The organism is Cupriavidus sp. MP-37 (genome assembly GCF_020618415.1).
GTDB lineage: Bacteria > Pseudomonadota > Gammaproteobacteria > Burkholderiales > Burkholderiaceae > Cupriavidus.
In genome coordinates, this window is the sequence record NZ_CP085344.1 from 2898052 (window position 1) to 2917916 (window position 19865).

Below are 19865 nucleotides of genomic sequence, written 5' to 3' on the forward strand. Positions count from 1 at the left end.
GCTGATGCCAGGCGTTGGTTGCGGGGGCAGGACTTGAACCTGCGACCTTCGGGTTATGAGCCCGACGAGCTGCCAACTGCTCCACCCCGCGTCTGAAGGAGATGGATTATGGGCGATCCGACGGCGCATGGCAAGCACTATTTGCGTCGACGCCTCAAATCATTCGCCGCCGGGCCAAGTCGATACATCACAACGTGATATAAACCGCTGCGCGCGCGAAGGCATGCCGCACTTATTCGGCAGGTCCCAGCAGGCGATCGACCAGCGCATAGCCGGCGCCGAACGCCGCCACCTCGGCCGCATGGCGCGTGGCAAATTGCTGCGGGCCGCTGGCGAGCAGCTCGGTATCGCCCGCATCCGCCGGATCGGCACCTTCCTGCGCGACGCGCACCTCATAACTCCAGCGGCCAATGCTGCCCGGCCCCTGCGGCGACACCAGGACGTAGACGTCCATGCCGCGATATGCCTCGACGCGCCAGTCTGCGTTGTCCATGCGCATGGCTCCCGGATTCGTGATGGGTCTCTTCGAGACTAGGAGGCGCCACGCGCGACCGCAAGGTGCGGCACAGCAAGGCCGAACAGCAAGGCCGAAGCAGGCGGGAACGAAAACAAAAAGGGCTTCCGTTTCCGGAAGCCCTTTTCTTTCTGCATAGGTGGCGCGGCTGGCAGGATTCGAACCCACGACCCCTTGGTTCGTAGCCAAGTACTCTATCCAACTGAGCTACAGCCGCACGCGAGAAAAAGATTATAACCCAGTTTTCGTTTTTGTGAAGCCCCCTGCCAACTTTTTTGCGATCTTGATTGGGACGGGTCGATGCGAGCCCACCCCGGAGCAGCCCGCCAGCGGGCTTTTCCTATAATGGCAGACTGAAGAAGTGATCCGGACCATGAACAAGGCATTTGTCAAAGAGTCCTCGGGCGACGAGGACGACGACCTCCCCGAAGGCGCAGCACCGCTGCCACCCGGCACCAAGAACTACATCACCGCGCAAGGCTATGCGCGCCTGCGCGATGAGTTGATGCACCTGATCGATGTCGAGCGGCCCGACGTGGTGCAGATCGTGTCGTGGGCGGCGTCCAATGGCGACCGCTCCGAGAACGGCGACTATCTCTATGGCAAGAAGCGGCTGCGCGAGATCGACCGCCGCATCCGCTTCCTGACACGCCGCCTGGACAAGGCCGAAGTGGTCGACCCGTCCCTGCAGGGCGACAACGACCAGATCTTCTTTGGCGCCACCGTCACCTACGCCCATGCGTCGGGCGAAGAGACCACCATCACCATCGTCGGCATGGACGAGGTCGACCTCGACCACAACCACGTCAGCTGGATCTCGCCGATCGCCAAGGCGCTGCTCAAGGCGCGCGAAGGCGACACCGTGGCGTTGCGCACGCCGGCCGGCGTCGAGCAGATCGATATCCTGGAAGTTCGCTACCCGCCAGCGAAACCATGATGGAGCGGGCCGCCTAGCTGTCGTTGCGGTCGCGGAAGATGCGGATCACGTCGGGGTTGCGGCGCAGCCCGCGCATCACGTTGGCCAGGTGCAGGCGGTTCTGCACCTGGATGATGAACTGCATGTAGGTGGCTTCCTGGTGGCCGGCGTCCTGCTGCTCCATCGCCACGTGGGCAACGTTGGCATCGGCCGCGGTCAGGTCCGCCGCCACGCGCGCGACGATGCCCTTGACGTTGCGCACCATCACCTTGATCGACACATCGAAGGCACGCGTGGTCTTCTTGGCCCACATCACGTCGATCCAGTGCTCTGGATCCTTGCTGTGCAGGCGCTTGGCGATCTTGCAGTCCTGCACGTGGATCTGCAGCCCCTCGCCCTTGCCGAGGTAGCCGACGATCGAATCGCCCGGGATCGGGCGGCAGCACGCCGAGAAGATCATCGACATGCCCTCGTCGCCGGTGATCGGCACCGCGGGCGCTTCCTCGCCGGCAAAGGTCTGCACCGCCGCCAGCAGCGCGCTGTCGACGTCGCCGGACAGCTCCTGCAGCAGGATCTCCATGCGCTTGGCCACCACCGCCGGCACGCGCCGGCCCAGCGCCAGGTCGGCGAAGATGTCTTCGCGCTGCTTGTTGCCGGTCCACTGGATCATGCGGTCCCACACCGACTGCGGCACCGCCTTCAGCTCGATGCCGAGCTGGCGCGCGGATTGTTCCAGCAGCCGCTCGCCGAGCTGGATCGCTTCGTCCAGCTTGGTGGTCTTCAGGTAATGGCGGATCGCCGCGCGCGCCTTGCCGGTGCGCACGAACGACAGCCAGGCGGGATTCGGCTTGGAGTAAGGGGCCGTCACCACCTCGACGATATCGCCGCTCTTGAGCTCGGTGCGCAGCGGCAGCATCTCGTTGTTGATCTTGACCGCGACGCACTGGTTGCCCAGGTCGCTGTGCACCGCGTAGGCAAAGTCCAGCGCGGTGGCGCCGCGCGGCAGCGCGCGGATATGGCCCTTGGGCGTGAACACGTAGACCGCGTCGGGGAACAGGTCGATCTTGACGTGCTCGAGGAATTCCTGCGAATCGCCGGTCTGGCTCTGGATATCGAGCAGCGACTGCAGCCACTGGTGCGCCTGCTGCTGGATATCGTTGGCGTGGTCGGCCTGGTGCTTGTACATCCAGTGCGCGGCCACGCCCGCCTCGGCGATCTGGTGCATGTCGCGCGTGCGGATCTGGAACTCGACCGGCGTGCCGAACGGGCCCACCAGCGTGGTGTGCAGCGACTGGTAGCCGTTGATCTTGGGGATCGCGATGTAGTCCTTGAACTTGCCGGGCATCGGCTTGTACAGGCCGTGCAGCGCGCCCATCGCCATGTAGCAGTGCATCTGCGTTTCCACCACCACGCGGAACCCGTACACGTCCAGCACCTGCGAGAACGACAGCTGCTTGTCGTGCATCTTGCGGTAGATGCTGTAGAGCGTTTTCTCGCGGCCCGACAGTTCGGCCACGATGCCGGCATCGGCCAGCGCCTTCTGCGCGGCCTCGAGGATGCGCTTGACCACCTCGCGCCGGTTGCCGCGCGCGGCCTTGACGGCTTTTTCGAGCGTGGCGTAGCGGAACGGCGAGCCGACCTTGAACGACAGCTCCTGCAGCTCGCGGTAAATCGTGTTGAGACCGAGACGGTGCGCGATCGGCGCATAGATCTCCATGGTCTCGAGCGCGATGCGGCGGCGCTTCTCCGGCGGCACGAAGTCGAGCGTGCGCATGTTGTGCGTACGGTCGGCCAGCTTCACCAGGATCACGCGCACGTCGCGCGCCATCGCCAGCAGCATCTTGCGGAAGCTCTCCGCCTGCGCCTGCTCGCGGCTCTGGAATTCGAGCTTGTCCAGCTTGGTCAGGCCATCGACCAGTTCGGCGACCTTGGGACCGAATTTCTCGGCCAGCTCGCTCTTGGTGATGCCCTGGTCTTCCATCACGTCGTGCAGCAGCGCCGCCATGATGGACTGCACGTCCAGCTTCCAGTCCGCGCACAGCTCGGCCACCGCCACCGGATGGGTGATGTAGGGCTCGCCGCTCTGGCGGTACTGGCCCAGGTGGGCCTCGTCGGAAAACTGGAAGGCCTCGCGTACGCGCGCCAGGTCGGGCGCCTTCAGGTACGCAAGCTTCTCCATCAGCCGGGTGATGGAGATGACCTGCTGGCGCGGCGGCACCGCCGGCTGCGAGGTCGGGCCGAAGAAATGCCGGTATGACTGCGCCAGCACAGCATCGATAAACAGGCTGTCGGCCACCGGCGGCGCCACTTGCTGCGCCGCCGCCAGTTCGTCCGGCACGGCCGCGCCCCGCGCCTTGCCCGGCGCCAGCGCGGGCGCGACGGCGCGCTCGCCGACGACATCGTCGCCGAGCGGATCGGGAAGATTGGGAGCGCCGGTGCGCGCGTTCACGGAAGACTGGCCCGGAATGGTGCGCTTACGCGCCGCGGGCGGGGCCGCATCGCCAGGCGCCGGCACGACCGCCGTCGGCGACGGCTGGGATGGAGGCTTGGAGGGCGGATGCGGCGATGGCATGGCGGCGGCCCGGGGAATCCGGCTGGAGAGCCTGGAACAGTGCTGGCACGATGCAGGGATGAGCCATGGGCCGCCTGGTGGATCAGGTCGGGACCTTTTTCAGCATCTCGATGCCGACCTGGCCCGACGCGATCTCGCGCAGTGCCACCACGGTCGGCTTGTCCTTCGCTTCGACCTTGGGCGTGTGGCCCTGCACCAGCTGGCGCGCACGGTACGTGGCCGCCAGCGCGAGCTCGAAACGATTCGGAATGTGTTTCAGACAATCTTCGACGGTAATACGCGCCATATCAAATCCACCTTGGGACAAAACCTTACGTTGGGTTGCCATTTTACAGCACGCGGCGGAAAACGCCGGCGGCGCTCCGCGCGGCTGCCATCGGCGGGCATCGTTTCAGTGGATGCCGAGCTCGATGAACAGCTCCGCATGCCGCGCCTTCTGCGACGAAAAGCGCAGCCGCGTGGCGCTGATCACGTTGCGCAGCTGCTCCAGCGCATCGTCGAACACCTCGTTGATGATCACGTAGTCCGACTCCGAGGCGTGGGCCATTTCGCTGCCCGCGGCCAGCAGGCGGCGCACGATCACGTTGGGCTCGTCCTGGCCGCGCTTTTTCAGGCGCTCTTCGAGCGCGGTCAGCGACGGCGGCAGGATGAAGATCTCCACCGCGTTGGAAAAGCGCTGGTGCACCTGCTGCGCGCCCTGCCAGTCGATCTCCAGCAGCACGTCGTTGCCTTGCGCCATCTGCTGCTCGATCCACACGCGCGAGGTCGCGTAATAGTTGCCGTGCACCTCGGCCCATTCCAGGAAGTCGCCGCGGTCGCGCGCGGCGCGGAAGGCGTCGACGGTGACGAAGTGGTACTCGCGCCCGTCCTCCTCGCCCGGACGCGGCGCGCGCGTGGTGTGCGAGATCGACAGGCGGATGGCCGGGTCCTGCGCCAGCAGCGCGTTGACCAGCGTCGACTTGCCCGCGCCCGAGGGCGCCACCACCATGAACAGGTTGCCGGGGTAGACGGTGTCGATGGCGGTGTGGGAAGGCGCGTGGGAAGGCGCTTGGGAAGGCGGATTAGCGGCCGACGGGGAAGTTGGGCTCATGATGATTCGGTGACTGTCTTACTCTAGATTCTGGACCTGCTCGCGCATCTGCTCGATCAGCAGCTTGAGTTCCATCGAGGCATCGGCCAGTTCCTTGGCGGCGGCCTTGGAGCCGAGCGTGTTGGCCTCGCGGTTGAGCTCCTGCATCATGAAGTCCAGGCGCTTGCCGACCTGGCCGCCCTTCTTCAGGATATGGCGGGTTTCGTTCAGGTGCGCCTGCAGCCGCGACAATTCTTCGGCGATATCGATGCGGATGCCGTAGACGGTGGCTTCCTGGCGGATGCGCTCGGCGATCTCGTCGCGGCTCATCGACGGCATGCCGTTGGGCGCGGCCAGGTTGAAGGCTTCCTGCAGGCGCTCGGTCAGCTTTTCCTGGTGATGCGCGATCAGCTGCGGGATGGTCGGGGTCAGGCGCTCGACGATCGCCAGCATGGCGTCGATGCGCTCGGTCAGCGTGGCCTTGAGCGCATCGCCCTCGCGGCGGCGCGCTTCCAGCAACTGGTCGAGCGCCTCGCGCGCGGCGCCGAGCACGGCCTCGCGCAGCGCCTCCTGCGACAGCTCCGGCTCGACCAGCACGCCGGGCCAGCGCAGGATCTCGCCCATGCGCAGGGTGCCGGCGTGGCTGAAGGTGGCGGCCACGGTGGTTTCCAGCGCACGGATCTGCGCCAGCAGGCCGTCGTTCAGCGCCAGCGTGGCGCCGCCGGCATCGGTGCGCTGCAGGTTGATGCGGCATTCCAGCTTGCCGCGCGACAACTGCGCCATCAGCATCTCGCGCAACGCCGGCTCGAACGCGCGGCACTCCTCGGGGGCCCGGAACAACAGGTCGAGGAAACGCGAATTGACAGTGCGGAATTCCACCGAAACGGACGCGGTGCGCCCGCTGGGCTCGCCCTGCGCGTTGGTCAATGGCGCCTGGCGCGTCGCCAGGCCATAGCCTGTCATGCTGTGGATCATTGGTTGTTCTCGTGAATGGCGCCGCGCCAGCCTGAAGCGGCTGCGGCCTGCCGGCGGACGCCCGCCCGGCTGGCGCGGCGCAGCGTCTGGGGGCGCCCTCAAAACGTTGAAAGGCGGGCAATAACGCCCGTATTTGTGTTCTTTACAAGTGACCGATTAGCCCGGACAATCCGGAGGCAAATTCCGGAGCAAATCCGCGGGGGCAACTCCGGTCCTATTCCCATGACAGAGCCAAAGGGCACGCCACAACCGAAGAGTGCACCGCTGCCCGTCGGCACGCTGCTGTCCAACTATCGTATTGTAAAGAAGTTGGCCAGCGGGGGGTTCAGTTTCGTCTACCTGGCCACCGACGAAACCGGCGCGCCGGTCGCCATCAAGGAGTACCTGCCGTCGTCGCTGGCGCGGCGCAACCCCGGCGAACTGATCCCCGTGGTGCCCGAGGAAAACGCCGCGGCGTTCCGGCTGGGCCTGAAGTACTTCTTCGAAGAGGGCCGCTCGCTGGCCCGCATTTCCCATCCCAGCGTGGTGCGCGTGGTGAACTTCTTCCGCGAGAACGCCACCGTCTACATGGTGATGAACTACGAGCTGGGCAAGACGCTGCAGGAGCATGTGCTGGCGGCCCGGCAGCAGGGGCGCGCCAAGGTGCTGCGCGAGCATTTCATCCGCAAGGTCTTCCACGACCTGATGAGCGGCCTGCGCGAAGTGCATATCCACAAGCTGCTGCACCTGGACATCAAGCCCGGCAACATCTACCTGCGCGAGGACGAGTCGCCGATCCTGCTCGATTTCGGCGCCGCGCGGCAGACCCTGACCATGGAGGCGGCGCGCTTCCAGCCGATGTACACGCCCGGCTTTGCCGCGCCGGAACTGTACGGCAAGCACTCCGACCTGGGCCCGTGGACCGACATCTACAGCCTGGGCGCGACGCTCTACGCCTGCATGGCCGGCCTGCCGCCGCAAGAAGCCAACCAGCGCGAGAAGGACGACCGCATGGGCGAGGCGCTGATGCGGCTGCGCAGCAGCTACACCAACGGCCTGGTCGACCTGGTCGAGTGGTGCCTGCGGCTGGAGCCATCGGGCCGACCGCAGAGCGTATTCCGGCTGCAGAAGGAGTTGCGCGAGCAGACCAACGCGCTGGGCGAACAGGCGCTGTCCCCGCTGACCCAGGCGCCGGCTGCCGCCCCTGCCGCGCCGGAAAAAGCGCCCGCGACCTCGCGCTTCCTGACGCTGCTGCGCCGGCGCGACGAGCCCGCACCCGGCGCGAGCGTCGACTGAATCACATACCCGGCTCGGCGCCCCCCGTGCGCGCGGCCGGGCCACTCAACATCAAGAAAGCCAACCAGCCAACATGCGATTCTCTGTCTACCAGGAAAGCAGGAAAGGCGGCCGCCGCGTCAACCAGGACCGCATGGGCTATTGCTTCACGCGCGATGCGCTGCTGATGGTGCTGGCCGACGGCCTGGGCGGCCATGCCCACGGCGAAGTCGCCGCGCAGCAGGCGCTGCAGACGCTGGCGCGCCAGTTCCAGCTGCAGGCGCGGCCCGCGGTGCGCAACCCGGCCGAGTTCCTGCAGGACACCATCATGCTGGCGCACCGCGAAATCCACCGCTACGCCGAAGCCAACCAGATGGCCGACGTGCCGCGCACCACGGTGGTCTGCTGCCTGGTGCAGCACGGCCAGATCCACTGGGCCCACGCCGGCGATTCGCGCTACTACCTGCTGCGCAAGGGCCGGCTGCTGACGCGCACGCGCGACCACTCCAAGATCGAAAACCTGCTGCAGCAGGAGCGCGTGCTGCCGATGGAGGTGGCCAACCATCCCGAGCGCAACAAGCTCTACAACTGCCTGGGCTCCCCCAACCTGCCGCTGATCGACCTGGGCGGGCCGGTGCGGCTGGATCCGGGCGACGTCGCCCTGCTCTGCTCCGACGGCCTGTGGGGCCCGCTGGACGAGCCGGTGCTGGTGGACAAGCTGTCGCGGCTGTCGGTGGTGCAGGCGGTACCGGCGCTGATCGACCAGGCGCTGCAGCAGGCCGGAGAAGGTGCCGACAACACCACCGGCATCGCCATGATGTGGGAGCTCGACAACAACACCGCCGGCCAGGACGCGGTGATGACCGACACCCTGCCGCTCAATGCCTTCACCACCTCGATCCTGGAGCGCAACGGCACCGACAGCGACCTGCTGTCCGAGGAAGAGATCGAGCGCTCGATCGCCGAGATCCGCGCCGCCATCGACAAGACCAGCAACCTGATGCGGTGATGCGCTGCCCTGGCCGCGCCGGGGCAGCGATGCAGCGCGCATGGGCTGGCAGCGGTAGAATCGCGGTCTCCCCCGTTTCTACCCATCCGGACAATCCATCCCATGCGACCCAGCGGCCGCGCAGCCGATGCGCTGCGTTCCATCAGCCTTACCCGCCACTACACCCGCCACGCCGAGGGCTCGGTCCTGTGCGCCTTTGGCGATACCAAGGTGCTTTGCACCGCCAGCGTGCTGGCCAAAGTCCCGCCGCACAAGAAAGGCAGCGGCGAAGGCTGGGTTACGGCCGAATACGGCATGCTGCCGCGCGCCACCCACACGCGTTCCGACCGCGAGGCCGCGCGCGGCAAGCAGACCGGCCGCACCCAGGAAATCCAGCGCCTGATCGGCCGCGCCATGCGCTCGGTGTTCGACCTCGCGGCGCTGGGCGAATACACGCTGCACCTCGACTGCGACGTGCTGCAGGCCGACGGCGGCACCCGCACCGCCGCCATCACCGGCGCCTTTGTCGCCGCCCACGACGCGGTCTCGACCATGCTGCGCGACGGCCTGATCGCCGCCAGCCCGATCCGCGACCATGTCGCCGCGGTCTCCGTCGGCATGGTCGACGGCGTGCCGGTGCTGGACCTCGACTACGCCGAAGACAGCAACTGCGACACCGACATGAACGTGGTCATGACCGGCAGCGGCGGCTTTGTCGAGGTGCAAGGCACCGCCGAAGGCGCCCCCTTCAGCCGCGCCGACCTCGACGCCATGACGCGCCTGGCCGAAGCCGGCATCGGCCGCCTGGTGCAGCTCCAGCGCGAAGCGCTGGGCCTGGCCTGAGCCACGGAGCCCGCGATGCAACGCCTGGTACTGGCTTCCAACAACCCTGGCAAGCTGCGCGAATTCGGCGCGCTGCTGGCGCCGCTCGGCTTTGACGTGGTGACCCAGGGCGAGCTCGGCATCCCCGAAGCCGAGGAACCCTTCGCCACCTTCGTCGAGAACGCGCTGGCCAAGGCCCGCCATGCCAGCCGGCTCGCCGGCCTGCCCGCGCTGGCCGACGACTCCGGCATCTGCGTGCAGGCACTGGGCGGCGCGCCCGGGGTCTATTCCGCGCGCTATGCGCAGATGGCGGGGCAGGCCAAGTCGGATACCGCCAACAACGCCTACCTGGTCTCGCAGCTGGCCGGCAAACTGAACCGCCACGCGTACTACTACTGCGTGCTGGTGTTCGTGCGCCACGCCGACGACCCGTGCCCGATCATCGCCGAGGGCGTGTGGCACGGCGAGGTCGTCGACGCGCCGCGCGGCGCGGGCGGCTTCGGCTACGACCCGCACTTCCTGCTGCCGGCGCTGGGCAAGACCGCCGCCGAGCTGGCGCCGGAAGAGAAGAACCGCGTCAGCCACCGCGCCCAGGCGCTGCGCGCCCTGGTGGCCCGGCTGCAGGCCGAGGCCGCGGAGACTGCCGCCCGATGATTCCGATCGTACCGGCCTCCGCGTCCGTGCCCGTGGACAGCAACCAGCTCTGGCTCAAGCCCGGGCAGATCCGCCTGTCCGGTTCGCCGCCGCTGTCGCTGTATGTGCATGTCCCATGGTGCGTGCGCAAGTGCCCGTATTGCGATTTCAACTCGCACGCCGCGCCCGGCGCCGACAACCACGAGATCCCGGAAGACCTCTACCTGGACGCGCTGCGCGCCGACCTGGAGCAGTCGCTGCCGCTGGTATGGGGGCGTCCGGTGCATACCGTCTTTATCGGCGGCGGCACGCCCAGCCTGCTGTCGGCGGCGGGCATGGACCGGCTGCTGTCGGATATCCGCGCGCTGCTTCCGCTCGACGCCGATGCCGAGATCACGATGGAGGCCAATCCCGGCACCTTCGAAGCCGACAAGTTCGCCAGCTACCGCGCCAGCGGCATCAACCGGCTGTCGATCGGCATCCAGAGCTTCAACGACCGCCACCTGCAGGCACTGGGCCGCATCCACGGCGGCGCCGAAGCGCGCCGCGCCATCGACATCGCCCAGGCCAGCTTCGACAACATCAACCTGGACCTGATGTACGCCCTGCCCGGCCAGACGCTGCAGGAATGCCAGGCCGACGTCGAAGCTGCGCTGGCGTACGGCACCACGCACCTGTCGCTGTACCACCTGACGCTGGAGCCGAACACGCTGTTCGCGAAGTTTCCGCCGGCGCTGCCGGACGACGACAGCGCGTACGCCATGCAGGACTGGATCGAGGCGCGCACCGCCGCGGCCGGCTATCGGCACTACGAGACCTCGGCGTATGCGAAGCCGCATCGCGAGGCGCGCCACAACCTGAACTACTGGCGCTTCGGCGACTACCTGGGCATCGGTGCCGGCGCGCACGGCAAGCTGTCGTTCCCGCAGCGCGTGCTGCGCCAGATGCGGCACAAGCATCCGGCGACCTACATGGCGCAGGCCATGGCCGGCAACGCGGTGCAGGAAGCGCGCGACGTCGGCGCCGACGAACTGCCGTTCGAATTCATGCTCAACGCGCTGCGCCTGACCGACGGCGTGCCGGCGTCGAGCTTCCAGGACTATACCGGGCTGCCGCTGCACACCATCAGCAAGCAGCTGGCCGCGGCCGAGAAAAAAGGCTTGCTGGAAGCCGACCTGACCACGATCCGTCCCACCGAACTGGGCCGGCGCTTCCTCAACGACCTGCAGGAGATGTTCCTGAAGGACTGAGCGGCACGCACGCCGGCAACAAAAAAAGGCCACGCAAGCGCGTGGCCTTTTGCTTCTGGCAAACGTCAGGCTGGCAGGTCAGTACGGCGTTGCCATGTCGTTGGCCACGCGCGCGCGCATGCCCACCTGCAGGCTGCCGAGGTTGGACTGCGTCACGGTGGCGAGGCGGCCGTCATCGAGCCGCACGTTGACGCGGTAGACCGTCTGCGTATTGCTGCCCGCGCGCTTCTCGATCTGGTTGCCGGCCACGGCGCCGACCACGGCACCGCCGATGGTCGCCGCGGTCTGGCCGCGCCCGCCACCGATCTGGTGGCCCAGCAGGCCGCCCGCGGCGCCGCCGATCACGGTGCCGAGCAGGCCCGAGCTGCCCTGCGTGGTGGTGACCGGTTCGATCGATTCCACGCGGCCGTAGTACACCGCACCGGCCGGGGCCTGCGAGGTGTGTGGGGTCTGGTAGCCCGGGGGCGGCGCGTTGTAGCCGGTGTTGTAGCCCTGGTCGTAGCCGCTGCCGTACGGCGCCGCACAACCGGCCAGCGCCGCCGCCGCGGCCACCGGAACGATCAGCCATGTCTTGCTTGGGATTCGCATTTTGAGTTCTCCTCTGTTGCCAGGCAAAAAGCCGGGGTTGCGGCACACACCGCAGGGCCCGGTACGACAATATGAGCGATGGCGCGATATGAAGGTTCCGCCATGTCAGACAGAGCCCGACAGCGCGGCAGCAGATGTGGCAGGAAATTTACGGCCGCGCCCATGCCGCGGCGCAAGTCCCCATCAGGGCGCGCCGGCCTTGTATAATGCGCGGCCAGACCGTTGCGTCTGCATGCGGCAAGGCGCCGGAGGCCCCGTCCTTTCGCGCTACAATGCCCGCACTTTTCCGGAAGCGTGGCCGAGTGGTTTAAGGCAGCAGTCTTGAAAACTGCCGATGGGGTGACCCATCCGTGAGTTCGAATCTCACCGCTTCCGCCAGTTTCCCGGCCAGGGTCGCACGCGCTCCGGCGGCGGTCCGCGGCGCGCGGACGGACCGGCGCGCGTCCCGCCTACCGGGCGAGCACCAGCCGCCCATGGACCTTGCCGGCCCGCAGGCGCATCAGCGCCTCGTTGACGTCATCGAACCCGACTTCCTCGACCGGCAATGGCTCAATGCTTCCCGCGCGGAACAATGAGACCAGCTCCTTGAGCTCAGCCAGATTGCCGACGTAAGAACCCCGCAGCGAAATCGCCCGCAGCACCAGCGTCGGCAGTGGCAGCGTGATGTCTCCGCCGAATAGCCCGACGACGATACACGTGCCGCCTTTTTGCAGGACATCGACGGCAAACCGGGTGGTGGCGCTGGCGCCAACGAAATCGATGGCGGCCGCGGCGCCACCCGCCTGCGCCAGCGAGCGCGCGCCGGCGTCCGCATGGCGCGGGTCGACCGTCAGCGCCGCCCCATGCCGGCTGGCCAGCTCACGCTTGCCAGCGTCGATGTCCGCCACGGCGACCCGTTGGTAGCCCAGGCCACGGGCGATGTTGAGGGCGCTGAGGCCGACGCCGCCAAGGCCCATGATCAGCAGCAGGTCCTTCTCTTTGTCGATCTGCACCTTGCGCAGCGCGCTATAGGCGGTGACGCCGGAGCAGGCAAAGGTCGAGGCCAGCGCAGGCGCCAGCCCGGTGGCATCGACCAGGTATTTCGGATGCGGCACCACGCATTGTTCGGCGTAGCCGCCGGCACGGAACACACCAAGGCTCTGCGGCCTGGCGCAAAGGTTCTCGTCGCCCCGCCGGCACACCTCGCACACGCCGCACCCGAGCCACGGGTAGACCAGGAACGTCTTGCCGATGTCTGCGTCCGCGATCGGAGCCTCCGGCCCCCTGGCGACCAGCCGGCCGAGCACTTCGTGGCCCATGACGACCGGGGGCGTGACGCCGCGGTCCGCCAGCAGGATCTTGTTGCCGCCACCGGCATCGTAGTAGCCGTCCTGAATGTGCAGGTCGGTATGGCAGACGCCGCAGCGGGTCACCTCCACCACGACTTCCGTGCCCACGGGCCTCGCATCGGGACGGTCGACCCGTTCCAGGGGCTCGCAGAAGCAGTTGACGGCGTATGCACGCATGGCATTTCCTCACGTGGTGGCGACTGTGGCTGACTGTAGCAAGCCTGCCCGCCGTTCAGATGTCTGTTTCGCATGGTCGAATGCGCCATGATGGCGGGCCGCTTGCCGCCACGGCCGGATCGCTTCGGTCAGCGGAATGCCAGCCCCTTCTCGATCGCCCTGACCATGGCGACCAGCCGCGGACCGATGTCGGCCGTCAACTGCCCCTCGCCAAGCAGGTCATCCGGCATGCTGCAGTTGAATACCAGGATCTCGCCATCAGGCAAGGGACGCATCGGTACGGCGACGGCGTGGGTCCGCGGCTGCCAGTCGCCAAGGGAAGAACAGAACCCGTGCGCCTGGAACGCCCGGAGATTGGCTTCGATGGCCGGCTGGTACCTGGCCCACTGCTCAGGCAGCTTGACCCGCAGCTCATTGATCAGCGCAGCGCGGTCGCCCGGCGTATAAGCCGCCAGCAGTGCACGTCCCATCGCCGTGCTGGCGATGGGAAAGCTCAGGCCGACGTCGGCGGGGTTGGGCAGCGGCGCGGCACCGCGGCTGCTTTCGATGTACATGACATTGAGCCGGTCGCGCATGCCAAGCGCGACCGAACCGCTGACGGCGTCCGCCAGCGCTTGCATGAAGGGCCTGGCGACTTGCCGGATATTCAGGCTTGCCAGCAGCGGATAGCCGATCGAGAGCACCGCCGAGCCGAGCTGGTATTTGCCGTTCATGCGGTTGGCGCGAAGATAGCCCAGCCGTACCAGCGTGTACGTGAAGCGTGAGATGGTGGCCTTGGGCATCCCGGTTCGCGCCGCCAGCTCGGCGTTGCTCAGTTGCGAATCGCGGGACGTAAAGCAATGGAGTACCGCGAAGCCGCGCCCCAGCGTCATCGCGAACTGCCGGTCATCTTCGAACGCATCGAGCGTGACATGCGAAGACGCCAGCACCGGACTGGGACCGGGCCCGGCCCCGGCATCGGCATCGGCATCGGCTGGCTCGCCCTGCCCCGGCGCCGCGGCTGCAACCTGTCTGCATTGGAACGGCTCCGACATCCTTCACTCCAGGAAGGGGCATCATGGTCATTGCCCGGCAGCTTCTCGCATTGGCGGGCAATGGTTCCGGTTTGCCGAACTCTTGTTTCCTATCGCCCTCGCCTCAAGCGGCGGTATGACAGTGTGACAGGATCAGGCAGCGCGGGCAGGGCGAATCCCGCCAGACACTTGCCTCCATTTCCGCATTCTTTGCGGAAACGTCTGCGCGAGCACCAAAGCGCTGGAGATTGCGCCGGTCCGGGGCTTTCGACGGACATCGCTAATTGAATTTCACGCCGGTTGCCTTGACGAGGTCTGCCCACGTCCTGGTTTCGATGCGCATCTGCTCGGCAAACGCCGCCCGCGAAATCTGGGTGGCGTGCAAACCGAACTCCGCCACCCTGGCCTTCAGGGAGGGATCGGCAGCGGCTTCATGCGCGGCTTTCTCGAGCAGATCGACGATTGGCTCCGGTGTGTTCGCCGGGGCAAACAGGCCGAACCAGATATCGAGCTTCAACGGAATGCCGCACTCCGCGAACGTCGGGATATCCGGCAGCGCCGGTGAGCGCTCGGCGCCACTGACCGCGAGTGGCCGCAGCTTGCCGGCCTTGATCAGCGACAGCGCCGTGGTCGTGTCGGACATCCCGATCGGCAAGATGCCACCCATCACATCGGCAAGGACGGGGCTGGCGCCCTTGTACGGGACATGGCGGAGCTGGATCTTCGCCGCGACGTTGATGCTGGTGACCGCCAGGTGGCCACCGGAACCCTCGCCCCAGGAACCGTAGGCAATGTCCGCGCCGGGCTTCCGCGCCAGGGCGATCAGCTCCGGCAAGCTGTGCGCGGAAAATGCCGGATTGGCGACCAGCACGTTGCCACCGTAGGCAATGCGGGACACGGGAATGAAGTCGCGCAGCGGATCATAGGGCAGGCGCGGGAAGGTCGAAGGCGCGATGACATGCGTACCCGAGACACCGAGCAGCATGGTATAGCCGTCCGGCGCAGCTCGCGCCACCTTGTTGGCGCCAATGGTGCCGCCCGCCCCCGGGACATTCTCGACCACGATGGGCTGCTTCAGGAAGGTGCTCATGCGTGCGGCAACCATGCGCGCGAGGGCGTCGCCGCCACCGCCAGCCGTATAGGGCACGACCAGGCGGATGGGCCTGTCAGGATACGTCGCGTGCGCTGTCGAAGGCGTTGCCACCGCCATCATCGATGCGGCGATGGCAACCGCCGCCGCGCAGTATGGATGCCTGCGGGCGGCAAACCCCAGGCGTGCGTTTGCGAGCCACTTCAATTGCTGTCTCCTGTTTCTTTCTGGCATCCCGTTACCTGGCGGCTAGCGGGCCCGTTGCCGGACCCTGGCGACGGCCCGGCATGTCGAAGTCACGGCTCCACCACGGCAAAGACCGCGTCGAACGTGTCGAGACCGGCGAACAGCGCACGAACCAGCTCCTTGTCCCCCTCGACGTCGAAGCAACCTTGCTCCAGGGCCTCCAGCAGATTGCCGCCCCCGGCGAATGCCCGGGCGAGGCCGACGCGGTTGGTCCGCAGCACGGCATTGGCCCGATCGCCATGGGAACCCGGGCGGTGATTCAGCGCGCCATGGCTCAGCGTCAGGCGATGCGCGGCATCCTCGTCGGTCATTTGCCAGTCGATCCGGCCCTTGAGCGGCGCAAGCTGCGGGCCCTTCAGGTGAATGGCGATGTAATCGAGCAGCAGCGGAATGGGCAACTGGCCGATCATTCCCGCGCTGACGATATTGCCGGACACCGCCCTCCTAGGCTTGCCTTGGCGCAGCTCCCGGGCCGCGAGGACGTAGGCGTTGCGCCAGGTTGCCGATTCCGCCTGGTAGGCAAGCTGCTCGAAAGCGTCGGCGCCGAGTTCGCGGGCGTCCCGGTGGGATGGATCGGCAAAGACGGCGTGGTTCATCAACTGGGCGACCCAGCGGAATTCGCCGCGCTCGAAATCTTCGCGTGCCCTCGGCATGATGGCATCGATGCCTCCCATGTACTCGACGTACTTCATCCCCGCTTCCGTCGGAGGCAGCGGATGCAGGTTGGCCGGATTGCCGTCGTAGGGCCCCATGTACCAGGCGTAGATGGCCTGGACGTTATGCGCCACCGCGCCGTAGTAGCCGCGGGTGTGCCATTTCATCGAAATCTCGTCGGGAAAGAACAGCTTTTCCGCGATCTCGGGGGCCGTGAGCCCGTGGCTCATCCACCGCAGGGTCTGGTCGTGCAGGTAGCGATACAGGTCGCGCTGCTCGCTCAGGAAGGTCGACACGCGCTGCGTGCCCCACACCGGCCAATGATGCTGGGCGTAGACCACGTCGACCTTGTCGGCGTAGCGCTCGATCGACTCGTCCAGATAGCGGGCCCAGGCGAGCGCATCGCGGATCTTCGCGCCGCGCAACGGGCAAAGGTTGTGCATCGTATGGCAGGCGTTCTCGGCCATGTTGAGGGCACGCAGCGTGGGAAAAAAGACGTTCATCTCCGACGGCGCTTCGGTGCCCGGGGTCAGCTGGAACTCGATTTCCACGCCGTCGATCACCATGCGTTCCCCGCTCTGCCTGATCACGCGGGTCGGCGGGATCAGCCCGTAGGTACCGCGCCCTACCGCCTTGCCCAGGCCACTGTCGACATGGGAGAAGATGCCCGCCGGCAGGCCCGTACCGAACTGGAACGCGGCGCGCCGGCGCATGGGCACGCCCGCCACCACCGCTTCGGAAATGGCTTCCTCCATGAACTTGTCGGGGGCGATGATCTGCACGCGTCCTGCCTTGACGTCTGCCTCGCTGACCACGCCGCGCACGCCGCCGTAGTGGTCACGATGGCTGTGGCTGTAGCACACCGCCAGGATGTCGCGCTTGCCGCGATGCCGGGTGTAGAGCCCCAGCGCAGCGCTGGCCGCCTCTTCGAAAGTCAGCGGGTCGATCACGATGAGCCCGTGGTCGGTCTCGACAAAGGTGATATTCGCCAGGTCAAAGCCGCGCACCTGGTAAATGCGCTCGGTCACGCGGAACAGGCCGTGGACATGGTTCAGGCGCGCCATCCGCCACAGGCTCGGATTGACCGAATCCGGTGCCTCTTCACGCTCCAGGAAATCGTACTGGGACTGGTTCCAGACGATCTCGCCCTGCGCATTGCGGATGACCGGCTCGTCCAGCGTGCCGATAAAGCCGCGGTGGGCGTCGTCGAAATCCTGATTGTCCTGGAAGTCGAGCGCTTGCCTGACGCTGGCATTCAGCCTGGCCGTGATCGGATGCGCCGGCTTGGGACGCGCAGCATCGGGGGACAAGGAATTTCCGGTCATGTCAGCTCATCTGAAATGGCGAGTGCACGCAACGATCCCGCCCTGGCTCTCCCGCCGTGGCATCGCAAGGGCTTTGAGGGACTTTAGCAATCGGGGCAGCGGCGCGAAATCACTGTTTCGCAGAGTCGAACGCGGCGCCGGCGCGCGGAAAAGCAAACGGCCCGCACCAGCCACTGGTGCGGGCCGTTTCTCATTCGGCGCCGTCGTGCAGGCCTTGCTTCAGCAGCCGGTAGGCTTCGGCCTCGGAAATCCTCAGCCGGTATTTGGTGGCCAGCACGCGCGCCAGCCCGCGGGCCGCGCCCGGCGGGCTGTGGCGCAGTTGCTCGCGGTAGGCCTCGACCTCATAGCGCAGGCGCCAGCGCCGGCTGGCGAGGTAGAGCACGCCCATCAGGCCCCAGCTGCGCCAGAACTGGCGCACGTGGACTTTCTCATGCTCGATCAGTGCCTGGCTGGCGCCGGGGCGCAGCAGGATCAGCGGACCGGGCGTGAAGCCGTCAAACCCGCGCGGGATCAGCCAGCGGGTTTCGATGACCAGGCACAGGGGCGAGCGGCAGCAGCGGAGCATGCCTCTAGCATAGCGCGCCAGCCCGCAGTTGCGATGCCGGCTCGCGTGGCGCGATCAGGCGGCCGCGCGCAGCGGCGCGGCGGGTGCTGCCAGGCTCGCCGGCACGCCGGCCTGGCCGCGCGAGCGGCCCGAGCTCAGGTAGCCGGCGATGGACTCCTGCGTGACTTCGCCGAGGTAGGCGCCATCCGCCCCCATCACCGGCAGCCAGCTGGTGTTGTGCTGGTACATGCGCGACAGCACGATGCGCAGGTGCTCGTCGAACGCGGCGGTGGCGGCGAACGGGCGCATTACGTCGCTGCATGTGCCCTGGCCCGAACGCGCATCGCGGCGCGTGACGTAGCCCAGCGCCACCTGCGCGTCGTCCACCACCGGCAGGTGGCGCACGTCGGCATCGTCCATCACGCCCAGCGCCTCGGCCAGCGGCATGCCCGGGCGGCAGCTCGGCGGCATCGTGGCGGCATCGCCGGCGCGCACCAGCAGCAGCCGCTTGAGGGTGTTGTCGTGGCCGACGAAGGCCTGCACGAACTCGTCGGCCGGATGTGCCAGCAGCGCGTCGGGATGGTCGAACTGCACCAGCTTGCCGCGGCGGAACACCGCGACCTTGTCGGCCAGCTTGATCGCTTCGTCGATATCGTGCGAGACCATGATCACGGTCTTGCCGAGCTGGCGCTGCATCTGCAGGAATTCGTTCTGGATGCTCTCGCGGTTGATCGGGTCGACCGCGCCGAAGGGCTCGTCCATCAGCAGCAGCGGCGCGTCGGCCGCGAGCGCGCGGATCACGCCGATGCGCTGCTGCTGGCCGCCGGACAGCTCGCGCGGATAGCGCGACAGCAGCCGGTTGGGATCGAGCTGCACCATCGCCATCAGCTCGCGCGCGCGTTCGCGGCACTGCTTCTTGTCCCAGCCCAGCAGGCGCGGCACCACCATGATGTTCTCTTCGATGGTCATGTTGGGGAACAGGCCGATCTGCTGGATCACGTAGCCGATCTTGCGGCGCAGCGTCACGCCGTCGAGGCCGCGCGTATCCTCGCCTTCGATGCGCACCGTGCCCGAGGTCGGCTCGATCAGCCGGTTGATCATCTTCAGCGTGGTGGTCTTGCCGCAGCCCGAGGGCCCGAGGAAGACGCAGATCTCGCCGCGCGGCACCGTCAGCGACACGGCGTCGACGGCGCGCGTCTCGGTGCCGTCTTTCTGCGGGAAGGACTTGGTGAGTTGGTCGAGTTCGATCATAGCCGGATTCCTTTCGGCGTCAGCGCCCGCTGCAACCACTGCAGGAAGGCGTCCGCCACGATGGCGAGCAGGCTGACCAGGACCGCGCCCACGGCCAGCTTGCTCATGTTGCTCTGGCTGATCGCCTGCAGGATCAGCACCCCAAGGCCACCCGCGCCGATGATGGCGGCAATGGTGGCAACCCCGATATTCATCACCACGGCGGTGCGCACGCCGCCGAGGATCACCGGCACCGCCAGCGGCAGGTCGACCAGCCGCATCCGTTGCCAGGTGGTCATGCCGATGCCGCGGCCCGCTTCCTGGATGCCGGGGTCGACATTGGCCAGCGCGGTGTAGGTGTTGCGCATGATCGGCAGCAGCGAGTACAGGAACACCGCCGTCACCGCGGGCACATAGCCAAGCGCATGGCCGAAGCGCGCGAAGATCGGGATCATCAGCCCGAACAGCGCGATCGACGGCAGCGTCAGCACGATCGTCGCCAGCGCCAGCAGCGGCGTGGCCAGCGCGCGGAAGCGCGTGATCAGGATGCCCAGCGGCACCCCGATCAGGATCGCCAGCCCCACCGCCGAGCCCACCAGCGCCAGGTGCTCGCCGGTCAGCTTCAGCAGCGTGGGCCAGCTGTGTTGCAGGTATGCGAACAAGTCCATGCGGCCCTC

At 67.1% G+C, this 19865-nt stretch carries 19 protein-coding genes and 3 tRNA genes; 7 read left to right on the forward strand and 15 right to left on the reverse strand.

What is annotated here, in order from left to right; genetic code table 11:
* Positions 1-15 precede the first annotated feature (15 nt).
* The 3 genes from LIN44_RS13365 to LIN44_RS13375 all read right to left on the reverse strand — a co-directional run bounded on the left by LIN44_RS13365 (position 16) and on the right by LIN44_RS13375 (position 731).
* A tRNA-Met gene (locus LIN44_RS13365) sits at positions 16-91 on the reverse strand.
* A gap of 141 nt (positions 92-232) precedes the next feature.
* Positions 233-493, reverse strand: a complete 261-nt coding sequence (locus tag LIN44_RS13370; protein ID WP_227312480.1) for a hypothetical protein — start codon at positions 491-493, stop codon at positions 233-235.
* A gap of 161 nt (positions 494-654) precedes the next feature.
* Positions 655-731 (reverse strand) — tRNA-Arg (locus tag LIN44_RS13375).
* 156 nt (positions 732-887) lie between these two features.
* On the opposite strand from LIN44_RS13375, the gene greB reads away from it, so the two are divergent.
* Positions 888-1451: a transcription elongation factor GreB gene (gene greB, locus LIN44_RS13380; protein ID WP_227312481.1), complete on the forward strand. Its 564-nt coding sequence runs from the start codon at positions 888-890 to the stop codon at positions 1449-1451.
* 13 nt (positions 1452-1464) lie between these two features.
* Here greB and LIN44_RS13385 read toward each other — a convergent pair whose 3' ends face one another.
* The 4 genes from LIN44_RS13385 to LIN44_RS13400 all read right to left on the reverse strand — a co-directional run bounded on the left by LIN44_RS13385 (position 1465) and on the right by LIN44_RS13400 (position 6046).
* Positions 1465-3879: a bifunctional (p)ppGpp synthetase/guanosine-3',5'-bis(diphosphate) 3'-pyrophosphohydrolase gene (locus LIN44_RS13385; protein ID WP_227312482.1), complete on the reverse strand. Its 2415-nt coding sequence runs from the start codon at positions 3877-3879 to the stop codon at positions 1465-1467.
* Between the two features lie 205 nt (positions 3880-4084).
* Positions 4085-4288, reverse strand: coding sequence for a DNA-directed RNA polymerase subunit omega (rpoZ, locus tag LIN44_RS13390; protein ID WP_006578656.1), 204 nt, complete (start codon positions 4286-4288; stop codon positions 4085-4087).
* A 105-nt stretch (positions 4289-4393) separates the two neighbouring features.
* A complete protein-coding gene (gene gmk, locus LIN44_RS13395; RefSeq protein ID WP_227312483.1) occupies positions 4394-5092 on the reverse strand; it encodes a guanylate kinase in 699 nt (232 codons plus the stop codon).
* An 18-nt stretch (positions 5093-5110) separates the two neighbouring features.
* Positions 5111-6046: a YicC/YloC family endoribonuclease gene (locus LIN44_RS13400; protein ID WP_227312484.1), complete on the reverse strand. Its 936-nt coding sequence runs from the start codon at positions 6044-6046 to the stop codon at positions 5111-5113.
* 222 nt (positions 6047-6268) lie between these two features.
* Between LIN44_RS13400 and LIN44_RS13405 the strand changes: the two genes are divergently transcribed.
* From LIN44_RS13405 to hemW, 5 genes are all read left to right on the forward strand, one after another.
* The gene (locus tag LIN44_RS13405) at positions 6269-7321 is read left to right on the forward strand and encodes a serine/threonine-protein kinase (RefSeq protein ID WP_227312485.1); all 1053 of its coding nucleotides are present in this window, start codon (positions 6269-6271) and stop codon (positions 7319-7321) included.
* A gap of 73 nt (positions 7322-7394) precedes the next feature.
* The gene (locus LIN44_RS13410) at positions 7395-8309 is read left to right on the forward strand and encodes a PP2C family serine/threonine-protein phosphatase (protein ID WP_227312486.1); all 915 of its coding nucleotides are present in this window, start codon (positions 7395-7397) and stop codon (positions 8307-8309) included.
* Between the two features lie 102 nt (positions 8310-8411).
* Positions 8412-9131, forward strand: coding sequence for a ribonuclease PH (rph, locus tag LIN44_RS13415; RefSeq protein ID WP_227312487.1), 720 nt, complete (start codon positions 8412-8414; stop codon positions 9129-9131).
* A gap of 15 nt (positions 9132-9146) precedes the next feature.
* Positions 9147-9764: an RdgB/HAM1 family non-canonical purine NTP pyrophosphatase gene (gene rdgB / locus LIN44_RS13420; RefSeq protein WP_227312488.1), complete on the forward strand. Its 618-nt coding sequence runs from the start codon at positions 9147-9149 to the stop codon at positions 9762-9764.
* Entirely contained in the window at positions 9761-10993 is a 1233-nt protein-coding gene (hemW, locus tag LIN44_RS13425) for a radical SAM family heme chaperone HemW (protein WP_227312489.1), read from the forward strand. The genes rdgB and hemW overlap by 4 nt, the downstream gene beginning before the upstream one ends.
* Before the next feature lie 78 nt (positions 10994-11071).
* Here hemW and LIN44_RS13430 read toward each other — a convergent pair whose 3' ends face one another.
* Positions 11072-11581: a glycine zipper 2TM domain-containing protein gene (locus LIN44_RS13430; RefSeq protein ID WP_227312490.1), complete on the reverse strand. Its 510-nt coding sequence runs from the start codon at positions 11579-11581 to the stop codon at positions 11072-11074.
* Positions 11582-11869: 288 nt separating this feature from the next.
* Between LIN44_RS13430 and LIN44_RS13435 the strand changes: the two genes are divergently transcribed.
* Positions 11870-11959, forward strand: a tRNA-Ser gene (locus tag LIN44_RS13435).
* A 71-nt stretch (positions 11960-12030) separates the two neighbouring features.
* Here LIN44_RS13435 and LIN44_RS13440 read toward each other — a convergent pair.
* The 7 genes from LIN44_RS13440 to LIN44_RS13470 form a co-directional block, all read right to left on the reverse strand.
* A complete protein-coding gene (locus tag LIN44_RS13440; protein ID WP_227312491.1) occupies positions 12031-13086 on the reverse strand; it encodes an alcohol dehydrogenase in 1056 nt (351 codons plus the stop codon).
* Positions 13087-13214: 128 nt separating this feature from the next.
* A complete protein-coding gene (locus LIN44_RS13445; protein WP_227312492.1) occupies positions 13215-14120 on the reverse strand; it encodes an IclR family transcriptional regulator in 906 nt (301 codons plus the stop codon).
* Between the two features lie 259 nt (positions 14121-14379).
* Positions 14380-15396, reverse strand: a complete 1017-nt coding sequence (locus LIN44_RS13450; RefSeq protein ID WP_227312493.1) for a tripartite tricarboxylate transporter substrate binding protein — start codon at positions 15394-15396, stop codon at positions 14380-14382.
* Positions 15397-15485: 89 nt separating this feature from the next.
* Positions 15486-17414 carry an alkyl/aryl-sulfatase gene (locus tag LIN44_RS13455; RefSeq protein ID WP_227312494.1) on the reverse strand — a complete coding sequence of 643 codons (1929 nt, stop codon included), beginning with the start codon at positions 17412-17414 and terminating at the stop codon, positions 15486-15488.
* Positions 17415-17604: 190 nt separating this feature from the next.
* Positions 17605-17979: a hypothetical protein gene (locus LIN44_RS13460; protein ID WP_227312495.1), complete on the reverse strand. Its 375-nt coding sequence runs from the start codon at positions 17977-17979 to the stop codon at positions 17605-17607.
* Positions 17980-18033: 54 nt separating this feature from the next.
* Positions 18034-19209 carry a betaine/proline/choline family ABC transporter ATP-binding protein gene (locus LIN44_RS13465; protein ID WP_227312496.1) on the reverse strand — a complete coding sequence of 392 codons (1176 nt, stop codon included), beginning with the start codon at positions 19207-19209 and terminating at the stop codon, positions 18034-18036.
* The gene (locus tag LIN44_RS13470; RefSeq protein WP_012352190.1) at positions 19206-19856 is read right to left on the reverse strand and encodes an ABC transporter permease; all 651 of its coding nucleotides are present in this window, start codon (positions 19854-19856) and stop codon (positions 19206-19208) included. The genes LIN44_RS13465 and LIN44_RS13470 overlap by 4 nt, the downstream gene beginning before the upstream one ends.
* Positions 19857-19865: the final 9 nt, after the last annotated feature.

Bases quoted from the DNA above. Each gene is read 5' to 3' on its own strand.
- rpoZ (WP_006578656.1), bottom strand. From the start codon at position 4,288: ATGGCGCGTATTACCGTCGAAGATTGTCTGAAACACATTCCGAATCGT.
- LIN44_RS13410 (WP_227312486.1), top strand. From the start codon at position 7,395: ATGCGATTCTCTGTCTACCAGGAAAGCAGGAAAGGCGGCCGCCGCGTC.
- rdgB (WP_227312488.1), top strand. From the start codon at position 9,147: ATGCAACGCCTGGTACTGGCTTCCAACAACCCTGGCAAGCTGCGCGAA.
- greB (WP_227312481.1), top strand. From the start codon at position 888: ATGAACAAGGCATTTGTCAAAGAGTCCTCGGGCGACGAGGACGACGAC.
- gmk (WP_227312483.1), bottom strand. From the start codon at position 5,092: ATGAGCCCAACTTCCCCGTCGGCCGCTAATCCGCCTTCCCAAGCGCCT.
- LIN44_RS13460 (WP_227312495.1), bottom strand. From the start codon at position 17,979: ATGCTCCGCTGCTGCCGCTCGCCCCTGTGCCTGGTCATCGAAACCCGC.
- LIN44_RS13445 (WP_227312492.1), bottom strand. From the start codon at position 14,120: ATGTCGGAGCCGTTCCAATGCAGACAGGTTGCAGCCGCGGCGCCGGGG.
- LIN44_RS13370 (WP_227312480.1), bottom strand. From the start codon at position 493: ATGGACAACGCAGACTGGCGCGTCGAGGCATATCGCGGCATGGACGTC.
- LIN44_RS13465 (WP_227312496.1), bottom strand. From the start codon at position 19,209: ATGATCGAACTCGACCAACTCACCAAGTCCTTCCCGCAGAAAGACGGC.
- rph (WP_227312487.1), top strand. From the start codon at position 8,412: ATGCGACCCAGCGGCCGCGCAGCCGATGCGCTGCGTTCCATCAGCCTT.
- LIN44_RS13405 (WP_227312485.1), top strand. From the start codon at position 6,269: ATGACAGAGCCAAAGGGCACGCCACAACCGAAGAGTGCACCGCTGCCC.
- LIN44_RS13470 (WP_012352190.1), bottom strand. From the start codon at position 19,856: ATGGACTTGTTCGCATACCTGCAACACAGCTGGCCCACGCTGCTGAAG.
- hemW (WP_227312489.1), top strand. From the start codon at position 9,761: ATGATTCCGATCGTACCGGCCTCCGCGTCCGTGCCCGTGGACAGCAAC.
- LIN44_RS13455 (WP_227312494.1), bottom strand. From the start codon at position 17,414: ATGACCGGAAATTCCTTGTCCCCCGATGCTGCGCGTCCCAAGCCGGCG.
- LIN44_RS13430 (WP_227312490.1), bottom strand. From the start codon at position 11,581: ATGCGAATCCCAAGCAAGACATGGCTGATCGTTCCGGTGGCCGCGGCG.
- LIN44_RS13400 (WP_227312484.1), bottom strand. From the start codon at position 6,046: ATGATCCACAGCATGACAGGCTATGGCCTGGCGACGCGCCAGGCGCCA.
- LIN44_RS13440 (WP_227312491.1), bottom strand. From the start codon at position 13,086: ATGCGTGCATACGCCGTCAACTGCTTCTGCGAGCCCCTGGAACGGGTC.